This window comes from Marinobacter sp. 1_MG-2023, assembly GCF_030549045.1.
GTDB lineage: Bacteria > Pseudomonadota > Gammaproteobacteria > Pseudomonadales > Oleiphilaceae > Marinobacter.
The window spans coordinates 275981-289976 of the sequence record NZ_JAUOST010000001.1; the positions used below are offsets into that span (position 1 = coordinate 275981).

At 56.0% G+C, this 13996-nt stretch carries 12 protein-coding genes; 5 read left to right on the forward strand and 7 right to left on the reverse strand.

Annotation, left to right across the window (positions count from 1 at the left end):
- Positions 1-21 precede the first annotated feature (21 nt).
- The 4 genes from panP to Q4606_RS01310 form a co-directional block, all read right to left on the reverse strand.
- Positions 22-1698: a pyridoxal-dependent aspartate 1-decarboxylase PanP gene (panP, locus tag Q4606_RS01295; RefSeq protein ID WP_303595460.1), complete on the reverse strand. Its 1677-nt coding sequence runs from the start codon at positions 1696-1698 to the stop codon at positions 22-24.
- Between the two features lie 173 nt (positions 1699-1871).
- Entirely contained in the window at positions 1872-2312 is a 441-nt protein-coding gene (locus Q4606_RS01300; RefSeq protein WP_303606434.1) for a DUF503 domain-containing protein, read from the reverse strand.
- A gap of 101 nt (positions 2313-2413) precedes the next feature.
- Positions 2414-4114, reverse strand: coding sequence for an acyl-CoA dehydrogenase family protein (locus tag Q4606_RS01305; protein WP_303606435.1), 1701 nt, complete (start codon positions 4112-4114; stop codon positions 2414-2416).
- A gap of 2 nt (positions 4115-4116) precedes the next feature.
- Positions 4117-4749: a TetR/AcrR family transcriptional regulator gene (locus Q4606_RS01310; protein ID WP_303594685.1), complete on the reverse strand. Its 633-nt coding sequence runs from the start codon at positions 4747-4749 to the stop codon at positions 4117-4119.
- 266 nt (positions 4750-5015) lie between these two features.
- Here Q4606_RS01310 and Q4606_RS01315 point away from each other — a divergent pair, with 266 nt between their 5' ends.
- The 5 genes from Q4606_RS01315 (at position 5016) to Q4606_RS01335 (ending at position 11109) form a co-directional block, all read left to right on the forward strand.
- A complete protein-coding gene (locus Q4606_RS01315; protein ID WP_303594683.1) occupies positions 5016-5237 on the forward strand; it encodes a hypothetical protein in 222 nt (73 codons plus the stop codon).
- Between the two features lie 157 nt (positions 5238-5394).
- On the forward strand, positions 5395-6432 hold the full coding sequence (locus Q4606_RS01320) for a lipase secretion chaperone (RefSeq protein WP_303606436.1): 1038 nt from the start codon (positions 5395-5397) through the stop codon (positions 6430-6432).
- 131 nt (positions 6433-6563) lie between these two features.
- The gene (hemB, locus tag Q4606_RS01325) at positions 6564-7580 is read left to right on the forward strand and encodes a porphobilinogen synthase (protein WP_303606437.1); all 1017 of its coding nucleotides are present in this window, start codon (positions 6564-6566) and stop codon (positions 7578-7580) included.
- A 78-nt stretch (positions 7581-7658) separates the two neighbouring features.
- Positions 7659-9800 carry a polyphosphate kinase 1 gene (gene ppk1 / locus Q4606_RS01330; protein WP_303594678.1) on the forward strand — a complete coding sequence of 714 codons (2142 nt, stop codon included), beginning with the start codon at positions 7659-7661 and terminating at the stop codon, positions 9798-9800.
- A 22-nt stretch (positions 9801-9822) separates the two neighbouring features.
- Positions 9823-11109, forward strand: coding sequence for a DUF945 family protein (locus tag Q4606_RS01335; protein WP_303606438.1), 1287 nt, complete (start codon positions 9823-9825; stop codon positions 11107-11109).
- Between the two features lie 59 nt (positions 11110-11168).
- Here Q4606_RS01335 and coaD read toward each other — a convergent pair whose 3' ends face one another.
- From coaD to Q4606_RS01350, 3 genes are read right to left on the reverse strand one after another with little or no spacing between them, the layout of a single operon-like run.
- Positions 11169-11651, reverse strand: coding sequence for a pantetheine-phosphate adenylyltransferase (gene coaD, locus Q4606_RS01340; RefSeq protein WP_303594674.1), 483 nt, complete (start codon positions 11649-11651; stop codon positions 11169-11171).
- A gap of 44 nt (positions 11652-11695) precedes the next feature.
- Positions 11696-13288, reverse strand: a complete 1593-nt coding sequence (locus Q4606_RS01345) for a GMC family oxidoreductase (RefSeq protein ID WP_303606439.1) — start codon at positions 13286-13288, stop codon at positions 11696-11698.
- A gap of 56 nt (positions 13289-13344) precedes the next feature.
- Positions 13345-13980, reverse strand: a complete 636-nt coding sequence (locus Q4606_RS01350; protein WP_303594671.1) for a hypothetical protein — start codon at positions 13978-13980, stop codon at positions 13345-13347.
- Positions 13981-13996 lie beyond the last annotated feature (16 nt).

Genomic DNA, 13996 nt, shown 5'->3' on the forward strand with positions numbered 1-13996 from the left:
GTCGAAAGGTAATCAGAGAAATCAGGCCCGTTTTTGATCCTGTGGGTGCTGCTTAAGCACAGCCTCTGCCATCTGATGCAGTATTCTGATCTCGTCCTGAATCCCTTCTTCTCCTGAAAGCTCCCGCTGTTCCTCCAGAATATCCGCCAGAATTTGTGGCGTAGTCAAAGGGTTCGCCAGAACAACCCGGAAAACAATGCACGGGAAGTTGTAATAACGGGCAGGCTCCAGGCGGGTTCTTGAAACAAATGCCTTGCCGCGTTCCCGTTGGGTTTTCTGGACAAACTTGGTGATGGTGTTCAGGCAGGCATTCAGCTTCTCTGCCTGAAGCGGGTTCGCCACCGCCAGGGCCTGCTGGACCTCACCCGGACAATAACGGTAGGTGAGAATGTTCAGCTCGGGCCGGGTAACCAGTTCAAAATCTGGTTGAGCGTCGATCATGTCGGCGAAGGTGGCCGCTTTCTCAATGCCCTGATCAATCAGGATTTCATAGCCCTCGCGAGCCAGAATTTTCAGACCTGAGTGAATCAGCATTGACATGCCGGGGCGAGAGCCCTCAAGCGTCGTTGTGCCCAGATCCCGGGAGCCTTTGCGAATGATGTATTGAGCATGGTGTTCAACGGCACTGGCCAGGCTCGGGTCTTTAAATACGACCAGGCCTACGCCCATGGGAACATACAACTGTTTGTGGGCATCGAACGTCACAGAGTCTGCTTTTTCTATGCCCCGCAGTAGGTGGCGATAGGTTCTGGAGAACAGTGTTGGTCCGCCCCAGGCGGCGTCCACGTGAAAATGGGCGCCGAACTCCCGCGCTGTATCTGCCATCGCATCCAGCGGGTCTATGTTGCCGGTCTCGGTTGTTCCGGCAACACCGCATATGGCCAGGATCTTGATTTTCTGCTTTTGCAGTTCAAGGCATTTATCGCGAAGGGCGTCCGTCTGTATCCGGTTGTTGTCGTCGGTATCCACAGCCACCAGCGAATCGCGGCCAAGGCCTAAAACGTCGGCGGCTTTACCCAGGGAATAGTGGCCCCGTTTGGAGACCACGATGGCAGCACCCTCGTAGCCGTAATATTTCAGAGCGCGGAATAATCCCTCCTGATGCAGGCCGCGGAAGCTGCCTTCGGCCGGGAATGCACGGTTGCGGGCAACCCAGAGCGCTGTCAGGTTGGCAACGGTGCCGCCGGAGCACATGGCGCCCAGCGCGTAGCGGGGGTCGTGCATCCACTTTCGGTAAAAGGCCCCGTCTTCCTGGTAAACAAGCCGGTGGATCATCCCGAGTACCTGGCGCTCCATGGGCGTAAACGCTTTGGATGTTTCGGTTTTCACCAGGTTCTGATTCAGGGCGATCATGATTTTGGACAGCGGCAGCATGAAGTAGGGCAGCGCTGAAGTCATGTGCCCGATAAAGGCAGGTGAAGCAGTATGAACGGAGTTGGCAACCAGTTTGTCGAGCAGGAACTGGGCTTGCTCGGACACGAATACGGGCTTTTCGGGGATATTGTAGTCCGAGAAGTTTCTCTCGACGTCTGTAAGGTCCCGCTCAACCGCAACAATGTGCTCCTGCAGGAAACCTGCAAGATTACGGGAGATATTCTGGTCAATACGGCTGAGCGTGGACTCCGGTGCTTCGGGCACGGTGAACACGCGATACATGGCCTCAACCGAGGCCTGGGCCGTCTTTTTCTTGCCGGTCATAGATACCACACACGATAAGTGGTTGTCCGCAGGGCCGGTTCCGGATGCCCAACGGATGCAGCCGGGGGTCGGTTCCGGCATTGGTTACTTGTTACCTGTAGCTTGCAGGCACACTGGCATCCCTGAGGTGGCGTAGTATACGGGCTGCTTCGGTGTTGTGCCACAGGGCTTTATCAGAGAAGTTCCCGGTGAATGTCGAGTATCGCAGCATCAACCTTTTCCTGGATGGCTTTCTCTACCTGGTCGAGGCGCTGGGTGATCAGCTGCGAGGACGTGCCTAGGGCTGCGATTGTCCAGGTGGCGCATTCGAGGGCTTCGAGGTCGGCGGTTTCAGCTACGGCCAGGTCTGGTTCTTTGCCCCATATGGCCCGCAGCGGGGTGAAGACTTTGCGCTTGGCTTTGAGGTCTTCGCAGCCGTAGAGCTGAAAGTGCAGGGTTAATACGCCTACGTGCGGTGTAATCGTGGCGTTATGTTGAGGCGCGTTGCCTTCTTTGAGTAGTTTTCTTAGTGCTTCAGACATTGATGTTCCGGCTTTGGTGCTGACGCCGGCGGAGCAAGGCTGTTCAAAACACGCTCCTTGCGGCACATCCATGTGGCGCTTGGGCTCCGCCATCCATGGCTCCGCACAGTTTTGAACAGCCTTGCCCCGTCGGCTCTTGAACAGTTCAAGTGGAGTCCACCAAGTGGATCGCTATGCCTTGGTGGGCATGTACGCTAGCCTACTACAGGTGTCGCCCGCTTGATAATAGCCGCGGCGTCGGTGCCTGAGGGCAGGTTGCCGTAGTTCATGCCGCCACTGGATTCCAGTCGGGAAGCGCAGAAGGCATCGGCCACGGCGTTGTTGCCGTTGCGCAGCAGCAGGGAGGCTTGCATGACCAGTGCCATCCGATCTACCAGGTTGCGGGCACGGTACTGGAAGTTGCTGATGTCAGAGAAGTCATTTTGAAGTTGTGCCAGGAACTGGTCAAAGCGGCGATCAGCACCTTTAGCTTCGCCGGCTTCGCGGAAGAAGGCGTCGAGAGTTTCCGGTTCTTTCTGTATGGCGCGCAGAGTGTCCAGGCATTGGACGTTGCCGCTGCCTTCCCAGATCGCGTTCACCGGGGATTCCCGAAATAGTCGGGGCATGATGCAATCTTCCATTACGCCGCTTCCGCCGATGCACTCCATGGCTTCGTAGGCATGGTTGGGCGTGCGTTTGCAGATCCAGTATTTGCCCACGGGTGTGGCGAGGCGGGCCAGCAGGCGCTCGTGTTCGTCACTCTGGTTGTCGAGTGCGCGGGCGAGTCGCATGGTGTAGGCAAGGGCGGCTTCGTTTTCCAGGGCCAGATCGGCGAGCACGTTCTGCATCAGGGGCTGATCGCTGAGCCGGCTGCCGAATGCGCTACGGTGGCGGCAGTGGTGTGTAGCCTGGGCTACGGCCTGGCGCATGCCGGCAGAGCTGCCAATCATGCAGTCGAAGCGGGTCATGGCGACCATTTCGATAATGGTAGGGACGCCACGGCCTTCTTCGCCGATCATCCAGGCCAATGCTCCACGCAGTTCCACTTCGCTGGAGGCGTTGGCTACGTTGCCCATTTTGTTTTTCAGGCGTTGTATTTGCCAGGGGTTTTTTGTGCCATCCGGGCGCCAGCGTGGCATCAGAAAGCAGGATAACCCGGCGGGTGCCTGAGCCAGTACCAGGAAGGCGTCGCACATGGGCGCGGACACAAACCATTTGTGGCCGACCAGCTCATAAGCCTGGCCCGGACCTTTGTCTCCAACCGGATACGCGAGTGTGCTGTTGGCGCGTACGTCGCTGCCGCCCTGTTTTTCGGTCATCGCCATGCCGATGGTTACCGAGCTTTTCTTGTCATCCGGAAGGTTGCGGGCGTCGTAGCTGTTGGCCAGCACCCGGGACTCCCAGAGTGCTGCCAGATCCGGTTGTCTGCGGATCGAAGGAATGGCAGCAAAGGTCATAGTGACCGGGCAGCAGTGCGCAGCCTCGACCTGCGAGTGCATGTAGTATTTCGCCGCGCGGGTTACGTGAGCACCTTTGCCAGGGTTCGCCCAGGGGCTGCTGTGTAGGCCGTTTTCGAAGGCGATGCCCATCAGTTCGTGGTATGAAGGGTGAAAATCTACTTCGTCGATGCGGTGCCCAAAGCGGTCATGGGTATTGAATACAGGCTTGTTGTTATTTGCCCGAAAACCCAGGTCGATGGTTGCTGAATCGCCGGCCAGAGCGCCAAAGGCTTTCAGGTCGTTCTTTGCCTTCTCGGCGCCCTCGCGCTGCACGGCTTCCTGAAGCGCAACATCCTGTTCATACAGGTTGTAATTTTCCAGCGCAGGCGGCTGATTGACCACTTCGTGGGTGACCGCGAGATAGCGATTACTATCGCTATCTGTGAGTGTTCCGTGCGTGGGTTGCGGCGCGCTCATCGTTATCTCCTGGTGCCGGTCAACCCCTGTATGCAAAAGCGGATGAGAGTGTTGACCAGTGGGTCTGTGTTGTCAGTTTTGTCTGCGGTTGCCTGCCCGACTTGGGTCGGTGATAGCGGGCCGACCAAACTTTCCGCGATAGCCCCTACCAGGCAAGTGCTGCTCTGTCGGGCGTCCTGATCCGGAAGGCACCCTTCTTCAATGCCTTCACGAATCGCTTTTTCAAACAGGTCAGCGTACGCCTTCCGGTAAGCCAACCGTTCCTCTTCAACTTTTGGATCTACCGGTTCGGCAATGAGTGACCAGGCCATTACCGGGCCTTTCAGTGCGCGCTGGGCAAACTGCCGCAGTGCTTTTTCCAGCCTTGTGGTCGTGGTTCCGGCTGTTGCCAGAGCTTCCGCTACCTTGTCCACTTCACGCTGTGTGGCGAGTCGGAATATTTCAGCAAACAAGTCTTCTTTTGACTCGAAGTGGCGATAAATCGTGCCCGTGGCCACACCCGCTAGTTGTGCAATGCGAGTAATTTTCGCATTGCGAAAACCCCCTTCTGCAACACACTGATAGGTGCAGTCCGCGATCCTCTGCCGTGCCTCAGCCTTACGCTGGCGCATTTTTTCTGTTTCACGATAAGCCATCCCGGCTCCCTGGAATTAGTGAATCATTATTCATTCTTTGTGTCAACGCAAGCTCCGTTGACGTCTTCATTTTGCCATTTAGGCTTATGCTTCCACGACTGATTACAAAAAGTTACAAAATAAGTGTTGATCCTTAATAGCTCTGCAATGAAAAGCAGATTATAAAGACGCCAAGACAGTGTCGCAGTAGCGGCGGGTCGAGGCAGAGTGCGGCTCCTAGAGGGGTGGTCGCACTTGTAACACTGTTTTCGTTGAAGGAGATAATCATGAGTGAGCTCGACGAAAGCAACCTGGAGCAATCCGGGCGCTGGGGTAACGAGAGTGACGATACCCATTCGATCGCAGGCCGGGCGCGGGTGCGGGCGCAGTTGCAGCAAGATATCGAAGCATTTCTGAGCCAAGGTGGCAGAATTCAGGAAGTTGAGACATCTTTCCGCGCTGGCTCCCCACGCAAGGTGGGTACAGACTTTAATAACCGCTCTCTTTGAGCATTGTCTTGCCGGGCCGGGCCTTTATAACCCGGCCTGTTTTTGTGGTCTGTCTCGGTAAAACGCTTCGGCTCTGCCTATTATTTCCCCTGTAACAAAGGTTTCGTTTCCGGTTCCCGGACCTGAAGTACATTCAATCGATACGCCGGTTCTGACCATGATCATGAAATCTGTTTTCAGGCTCTCCTATATCGTACCGGTGATTATAGCTGTTGTGATTGTATTTGCGCTGTTTGCTGATGGTTCTGAGGAGCAACCGGCTTCCGCCCGTTCTTCTGATCACTCTGCAGGTAACACGAGTGCAGACGCCGGCTATACAGCAGCGCCTCAAAAGTCGCCCTCGGTGATGGTCGCAGGTGCCGCGGAGCTCAGTGTGCCGGCTCAGCGCCCATCGTCTCTGGAGGGCACCTCAGAACCTGGCGGTTGGGCCATAACAGATCGTTTGGGCAACCTTGTTCCCACGGGCGAACTGCGGCAGCTGTTTGAGTATTATCTGTCTGCACTCGGTGAAGAAACACTGGTGCAGTTGGTAGCCAGAATCCGGCTTGCGCTCTCGCTTCTGGAAGAACCTGCACGAGCCCAGGCATTTGACACTCTGGGGCGATATCTGGATTACAAGCTCGCGCTCGCGGACCTGGAGGCAGCTTATGGAGAAACAGGAGCGGGCGGTCCTGAAGAAATTCAACGTCGGATGGCAGAAATTCAGGCGCTTCGAAGAACGTGGCTGGACGCGGATACCGCAGAGGCTTTTTTTTCTGATGAAGAAGCGATAGATCGCTATCAGCTTGCCAGACTGGGTATTGGCATGGATGGAGGCTTGTCTGAACAGCAGCGGAATGAAGCTCTTGCTAAAGCTGAAATGGCTTTGCCTGAAAGCGTGCGCCAGGCCCGGCAGGACACTCGGAAATTTGCCCGTTACGAGCAGGTTCGGGAGTCGCTGGGCAGCGATCCAGAGGCGTTGAGAGCCTGGCGTCAACAGGAGTTCGGAGAGGAAGCGGCACAAAGGCTGGAGGAACTGAGTGCGGAGCAGGAGGACTGGAATCGACGTTGGCAGTCCTATGCAAAAGAACGGGACACTTTGAATGTGTCCGGTCTGGCGGAGCCTGAACGTGAGCAGGGACTGGCCCTGTTACGCGAAAAGTACTTTAGTGAAACTGAACGCATCCGGGCGCAAGCATTGGACTCGGTTCAGTGATGCAGCCTGCACCTGTATCCGGCGATAGCCTGCAACCAGAGGCTTCGGAGGTGTATGATGACGTAAAGGTGCCGTCAGTGCCCCAGGCTTTTCGATCCAACTCTTTAGCAGTGCCACTCAGGAGGTTTTCTGTGTCGTTATCTACACCCCGTGCTTTTCCCGCTACCCGTCTGCGTCGGAATCGGGCCAGTGACTTTTCCCGTCGACTCGTGAGGGAAAACCAGCTGACGCCGGACAACCTGATCTATCCGGTTTTCGTGCTTGAAGGTGAAGGGCAGCGTGAAAGTGTGCCGTCGATGCCGGGCGTGGATCGCTTGAGCATTGATTTGCTGGTTGAACAGGCTGCGGAACTGGTGGAGCTTGGAATTCCCGCAGTGGCACTTTTCCCCGTGGTTGCGGCAGAGAAGAAAAATCTCTCAGGCTCCGGTGCCTGGGACTCTGAAGGGTTGGCGCAGCGAGCCGTTCGAGCGCTGAAAAAGGCCTATCCGGAGCTGGGAGTCATCACCGATGTGGCTTTGGATCCCTTCACCACGCACGGCCAGGACGGCATCATCGATAACGATGGCTATGTATTGAATGATATTACCGTGGAAGCGCTGGTGAATCAGGCGTTGTCCCATGCGGAAGCCGGCGCCGATGTTGTCGCACCCTCCGATATGATGGACGGCCGTGTTGCTGCCATGCGAGAAGCGTTGGAGTCTGCAGGTCATGTAAATACCCGTATCCTGGCTTACTCTGCCAAGTACGCGTCTGCCTATTACGGGCCCTTCCGGGATGCCGTCGGCTCTGCAGCAAACCTGGGTAAAAGCAACAAGGCCACTTATCAGATGGATCCGGCCAACAGCAACGAGGCGATTCATGAGGTGATGATGGATCTTGCCGAAGGTGCGGACATGGTGATGATCAAGCCCGGTATGCCATATCTGGATATCGTTCACAGGGTAAAAACAGAGTTGCAGGTGCCCACGTTCGTGTATCAGGTCAGCGGCGAGTACGCCATGCACCTGGCAGCTGAGCAGAATGGCTGGCTTGATGGCGACAAGGTCATGATGGAAAGCCTCATGGCCATGCGGCGAGCCGGGGCCGATGGCATTCTTACCTATTTTGCGGTGCGGGCTGCACGCCTGATGCGGGATCAGAGACCCTGATTCCTTTTTCACATATGTTGTACATCATTCGCCGCCGGGACTTGCTCGGGGTGTAAACCACACAGGAACGGAAAGGTCATGACGACGGAAATTACCAGCAAGCAGACAGCGAGCGAAGAGCGGAGTGTTCCGGCTCCGGTGGATGCCCCGCCAGCGGGAGAAGTTATCAACCTGGATGCCAGTGAGAACTACTTCAACCGTGAACTGAGCCTGCTTCAGTTCAATTACCGGGTGCTCAAACAGGCGCTTGATACCACTCATCCGCTTTTTAATCGCCTGATGTTCTGTTGTATTTTCAGTAGCAACATGGATGAGTTCTTTGAAATCCGCGTAGCTGGCCTGCGTCAGCAGATGAAGTACGGCAGGGAAACCGTTGGTGCTGATGGCATGATCCCTGAGCAGGCGCTGAGCGAAATCAGCCGTGTTGCCCATGAGTACATTAATGAGCAGTACGACATCCTGAACAACGTTCTGATTCCGGAGATGGAAAAAGAGAATATCCACTTCGTGCGACGCCGGGAGTGGACGCCTGAGCAGGCGGAGTGGGTGCGCAATTATTTTGAAGATGAAATTCTGCCTGTTGTCAGTCCCATTGGCCTGGATCCCTCGCACCCGTTTCCGCGACTGGTGAACAAAAGCCTGAACTTTATTGTTGAACTCGATGGCAAGGATGCCTTTGGTCGCGAGACCGGTATGGCCATCGTGCCTGCGCCGCGCTCATTGCCGAGGCTCGTGCGCCTGCCGGATGAAATCTGTAGTGGCGGAGAGAATCTGGTATTCCTCTCCTCCATGATTCATGCTCACGCGGATGAGCTTTTCCCCGGAATGGAAGTTAAAGGCTGCTACCAGTTCCGGCTTACGCGCAACGCCGACCTGGAGCTGGAAGATGATCTTGAAGATCTGGCATCGGCTTTACGCGGCGAGCTTCTCAGTCGCAGGTTTGGCGACGGTGTGCGGCTGGAGGTCGCGGACAATTGTCCGCAGGAGCTGGTGCAGTTCCTGTTGACGGAGTTTGGCCTGGCTGCGCGGGACCTCTACCAGGTGAACGGGCCCGTGAACCTCACCCGGCTGATGGCTGTCACCAGCCTGGTGGACCGTCCTGATCTTTCTTATGCTGGTTTTTCGCCCTCCATCCCCAAGGCGATTCGAAGCAAGGAGACCATCTTCGATGCAATCCGAAAGCAGCCGATTCTGTTGCATCACCCGTTTCAGAATTTCAGCCCGGTCGTTGATTTACTGCGTCAGGCGGCGAAGGACCCACAAGTTTTAGCGATTCGGCAAACCCTCTACCGTACCGGGGCTGGTTCGGAGATTGTTGAGGCTCTGGCTGATGCAGCCCGCCGGGGTAAAGAGGTTACTGCGGTTGTTGAGCTGCGGGCACGATTCAGCGAAGCTGAAAACCTTGAGCTGGCAAGCCGCCTGCAGGAAGCCGGTGTCATCGTGGTTTACGGTGTTGTGGGATACAAGACCCACGCAAAAATGATTTTGATCGTTCGTCGCGAAGAAGGGCGCCTGCGCCGCTATGTGCACTTGGGAACTGGTAACTACCATGCAGGCAACGCGCGCCTGTACACTGACTACAGTTTTCTGACCTGTGATGAGTCGATCGGCGACGATGTGAACAAGCTGTTCCAGCAATTGACGGGTATGGGCAAAGCTCTGAAAATCAAGAAATTGTTCCATGCACCGTTTACGCTCCTTTCCAGACTGCTGGGCCTGATTGAGCGTGAAACCGCTCTGGGCAGCAAGGGGCGTATTGTTATCAAGATCAATGGACTGACTGAAATTCAGTTGATCAAGGCGCTTTACCGGGCCTCCCAGGCGGGCGTGAAAATTGATTTGATCGTGCGTGGTATTTGCAGCTTGAAGCCAGGTATTCCGGGACTTTCGGAAAACATTCAGGTGCGCTCTATTGTTGGGCGTTTTCTGGAGCACACCCGAATTTACTGCTTCGGAAACAACGGAAAGCCCGATGTCTATTGCTCCAGTGCCGATGGCATGGAGCGTAACCTGCTTAACCGGGTTGAGACGGCGTTTCCGATCGAAGATCCCGAGCTGGTCGCGCGGGTCCGAGAAGACCTCGATGCGTACCTTGCAGACAACTGCCAGTCCTGGGTATTGCAAACGGATGGCAGTTATATCCAGAATCAGCCGGCCGAGGGTGAAGAGCGTGTGGCATCGCAACTGGTATTACTAGAACGCCTGACCGGCAAATCCTGATATTTTCAGATGGAGAGAGTTCTTGAAAGCAAAGTGGATAATTGCCGGCGCCGGCGTATTGATTGTTGCGGGCGCAATGCCATGGGCAGTGGGTTACGTAACCGAGAAGCAGTGGCAAGAGGTTACCCGTGAACTGAACCAGGCGCAGCCGTTTTTGCAGATGCAAACAGACGACTATCGCCGTGGTTATTTCGGGTCGGAGCTGGATGGGGTTGTAACGGTTTTAAATCCTGATAGCGGAGAGACCCGTCCGATTGCCTACCGAGCCAAGGTGACTCACGGTGTGACCGGGAGCTTTATTGATTTCAAGCCGGTGGAAGGCTGGGCGCCTGAGGGTGCCAACTGGTTTGAAGAGCACCCAAGGCTGACCCTGGAAACGCGCCTTTGGGGCACTGCTGTGCTTGAGCTGGAAGCCCCGGCCATTGCGATCAATAATCCCGAAAGTGGAGAATCACTCCGTACCAGCGGCGGCATTGCCCGAATTGAAGTCAGTGACACTGGCTCGCAGGCAGAAGCGCTGGTCGTCTGGCCGCAACTGAGCTTCTCCGGACCAGACATGAGCATTCGCGTGAATGACTTCCGTGTTGAGCAGGACATGGCTCACCTCAGCGGCGATGTCTGGACTGGAACCATGGACGCATCTATTGCCTCGGTTGCTCTGACATCTCCTGGGACTCCCCGGTTAACGATAGAGGATTTGCAGGCGCGCAGCAGCACCCAGGCCAATGCTGGCGGAGAGCGTCTGGATTCAAGGCTGTCGATTGAGGCAGGCAAGGTTGGTTATGAAGACCAGGCCTATGGCCCGCATACCATTGTATTCGCACTGGAAAACCTGGATGTTGCAAGCTGGGGTGCATTGACAACCAGCATGGCAGAGCTTCAGGGAATGGCGCTGGCTCCCGATGCTGGTGGCCCGGAAGCGTTTGAGCGACAGATGGCTGCCATGGGTGAGGTGAGTACAGCCCTGCGCGATCTGTCGGCGGCCGGTTTTACCGTCGGACTCCCTGAGCTCACATTGGATACGCCAGAAGGCGAGTTAACGGGCAGCCTGTTGATCAGTCATCCCGAGCTGACCACCGACCAGAAAGCAGAAATGCTTATGGTGATGCAGCAGTTAACTGGCGAAATGAACCTGAGCGTGCCTTCGGCGCTGGAGGAAGATTATCCGGCTGTGCGTATGCAGCTTGCGCCCCTGGTCAAGCAGGGGTTGCTTGTGCAAGAAGGAGATCGGCTGGTAATGGCGGCGAAGCTGAACGACATGGTTATAAATGTTAACGGTCAGGAAATTCCGCTGCCGCCTCTGTTTTAGCGTTTTTTCAAGCATGAAAAAAAGCCCCGGTCGGGGCTTTTTTGTTATCAGCAGGTGCTTCAGGCCTCGCTGAACTTCTTTTTCAGGGCGACTTCCACAGCCGGATCAACAAATTCGGATACATCGCCCCCCAGGGACGCAATTTCCCGAATCAGACTGGAGGAAATGTAGGAAAGGTGGTTGGAAGGCGTCAGGAACACGCTTTCCAGTTCCGGTGCCAGCCGGCGATTCATATCTGCCAGCTGAAACTCATACTCGAAATCGGATACTGCCCGCAGGCCACGGATAATAACCGTAGCACCCTGGTCACGGACGAAATCGGCAAGCAGATAGCTGAACCCGGTCACAGTGACGTTGGGAATGTGAGGCGTTGCCTTTCGAACCAGTTCGCAGCGCTCGTCAACGTCAAACAGTGGCTTTTTCTTGGAGTTATAGGCTACTGCAACAACAACCTCATCAAACATGCGGCTGGCACGTTCGATAAGATCCGTGTGACCGTTGGTGATGGGGTCAAAGGTGCCCGGGTAAATGACTTTAGACATGCACAGCTCCTTTTTGTCAGGCCGCCAGATTACCAGTATTTCTGCTATTTCTGTAGCCGCTGCGCCAGACGGGAGCTGTTTCTTGCGGCTAAAGCATAAACCGACAGCTGCGGATTGGCGCCGATGCTGGTCGGGAAAATAGAAGCATCGTGCACACTGAGGTTGCTGACGTGGTGATGCTCGCCAAATCCGTTGACCACAGATTCCTCCGGCTTGCTTCCCATGCCGCAACCACCCATTTGGTGGGCTGTAAACAGGCGGACCCGGTGGGGTGCCATGACAAGGCCGTCGATAGCTGCTTTGGCGTCAGCCCAGCTGGAGTACCAGTCTGAATCCAGATGCATCAGCCGCACCCGGTCGGCGCCAGCCGCAAACTGGATTTCGGCCATGGTGTAGAAGGCATTGCGGATGCCCTTCCAGAGATAGTCGGTGACCGGATAGTCCAGTACCGGGCTGCCGTCATCGCGGAGCGATACAGTGCCGCCCGGGCTGTTCTCGTGAAAACCATCTCGCAGAAGTGCGATAACAGACTGCATCCAGGGTAGTCGCGCCAGATTTTCAGCCTGTTTATCTCCGTGGCCCGGGACAACACCGGCAGACATGGCCGGGTGCAGTGGTGGCACCTCCAGTTTATAACCTGCCTCTCCCTCTACACCCTTGCTGAAGTTGAACTCGTCAGAATAGACAGACTGTGGCGCACCGTAGAACGGGTCTACCAGCTTTGGCATTTGCGCAACACTGGCGTTAACCGGGTGAATAAACGAGCGTTTGCCAACGCGATCATAAGGGTCGGGCAATCCGGAACGCAGCAGCAGGCCGGGCGAACCTATAGCGCTCGCGGCGACCACAAAATGCCTGGCTTTCAGTGTGACTGTAACGCCGGAGGGTGTAAGGCCATCACTGGTCATGGCGCTGGCCTGCAATGATTCGATGCGATCCTGGTTCATTATCAGTCGCTCGGCGCGCAAACCGTGGAATAACCGGGCGTTATGATCAAGCGCTCCGGGAACCGTGGTCATCAAGGCACCCTGTTTGGCGTTGGTCGGGCAACCTACGCCGCAATACCCGAGGTTCCAGCAACCTTTCACATTCCGCGGGATAATCTGCCAGCTATAACCGAGTTTTTCACAGCCCTGACGCAGGATGTCGTTATTGAGATTCGGAGCCATCTCCCAGGGCGACATGGAATGTCGTGCTTCCCGGCCAGCGAACCAGGGTGCCATGGCCTCGGGGTTCAGTGCATCAAGCCCAAAGCGTTCGCCCCAGTAATCAAGCGTTGCATCTGGCGTACGAAAGCTGCTGGTCCAGTTGACGGTGGTTGATCCACCCACGCATCTGCCCTGCAGAATGGCAATGGAGCCGTCTCTGGTGGCGCGGCTCATACCTTCCTGGTACAGGTTTGCGTAGGACGTAAGCTCGTCCATTTTGAAGTCTTTCTGGTAATACAGCCGACCTTCTTCCACCAGGATGACCGAGAGGCCCCTTTTGGCGAGGATTTCAGCCGTAGTGCCGCCGCCGGCCCCGGTGCCGACGATTACAACATCCGCTTCTACGGTCTGGCTTTCGGTAAGGGTAGCGCCGTCGGTGACTTTCCATCCGGATTCCAGGCCCTGGGCAATGCGATCAGTGAACGACATGGTTGGTGAATCCCTAATTTAGACTAATACAGCAAACTAAAGCGGCAGGCTGAAATTTACACGTTGCGGAATTGTGGCAGGGCTTTTACGGCCCATTCGGGTGGGCCCGGATAACCCGAAATGTGCCAGTTCTCCTGGTAGCCGTAAAACGCCACATTGCTTATTTTGGTGAGCGCCATATAGCCGTTATTGAATAACCCGATGTTGCTTGAGCGCCAGCGTTCCAGGAACGCGTCAGCCTGCTCTGTGGTGACATTGCGCCAGGATGGCCAGACTCGGGCAACAGTTACCCGCGTCAGGCCAAAGTTGAGCAGGTCAAACAGTTGCCGGAGTTCTTTCTGATTGGTTGGCCCGAATTTGTGAATGCCTGCATCAATGCGCTCAACGGTGCTGGCGATAATCATGCGCCGGGCATTGGCTTGCTCGGGGAGTGCCGAGCCAAGGATGGCGGGAAGCAGGGCTTCAAGCAGTTCAATGTCTGCAGTTGTCAAAAACTGGAACTGGTAGCGGGCGTCCATGCGCGTCTCAACGGCGCCGAGCCGGCCGGCAGGTGCTGTTGCACAGCCGCTCAAGCCGGCGGTGACACTGACAGTACCGAGAAACAGGGCGCCACCGAGACCGGTACGCAGAAAGCTGCGTCGGTTCAGGGACACAGAATCGAGTCCATCGGATGGGCTAAAGTGGTTGGGCATGGGTGGCTCGCTTTTA

Bases quoted from the DNA above. Each gene is read 5' to 3' on its own strand.
- coaD (WP_303594674.1), bottom strand. From the start codon at position 11,651: ATGTCTAAAGTCATTTACCCGGGCACCTTTGACCCCATCACCAACGGT.
- ppk1 (WP_303594678.1), top strand. From the start codon at position 7,659: ATGACGACGGAAATTACCAGCAAGCAGACAGCGAGCGAAGAGCGGAGT.
- Q4606_RS01350 (WP_303594671.1), bottom strand. From the start codon at position 13,980: ATGCCCAACCACTTTAGCCCATCCGATGGACTCGATTCTGTGTCCCTG.
- Q4606_RS01345 (WP_303606439.1), bottom strand. From the start codon at position 13,288: ATGTCGTTCACTGATCGCATTGCCCAGGGCCTGGAATCCGGATGGAAA.
- Q4606_RS01310 (WP_303594685.1), bottom strand. From the start codon at position 4,749: ATGGCTTATCGTGAAACAGAAAAAATGCGCCAGCGTAAGGCTGAGGCA.
- Q4606_RS01320 (WP_303606436.1), top strand. From the start codon at position 5,395: ATGATCATGAAATCTGTTTTCAGGCTCTCCTATATCGTACCGGTGATT.
- Q4606_RS01300 (WP_303606434.1), bottom strand. From the start codon at position 2,312: ATGGCGGAGCCCAAGCGCCACATGGATGTGCCGCAAGGAGCGTGTTTT.
- Q4606_RS01305 (WP_303606435.1), bottom strand. From the start codon at position 4,114: ATGAGCGCGCCGCAACCCACGCACGGAACACTCACAGATAGCGATAGT.
- panP (WP_303595460.1), bottom strand. From the start codon at position 1,698: ATGACCGGCAAGAAAAAGACGGCCCAGGCCTCGGTTGAGGCCATGTAT.
- Q4606_RS01315 (WP_303594683.1), top strand. From the start codon at position 5,016: ATGAGTGAGCTCGACGAAAGCAACCTGGAGCAATCCGGGCGCTGGGGT.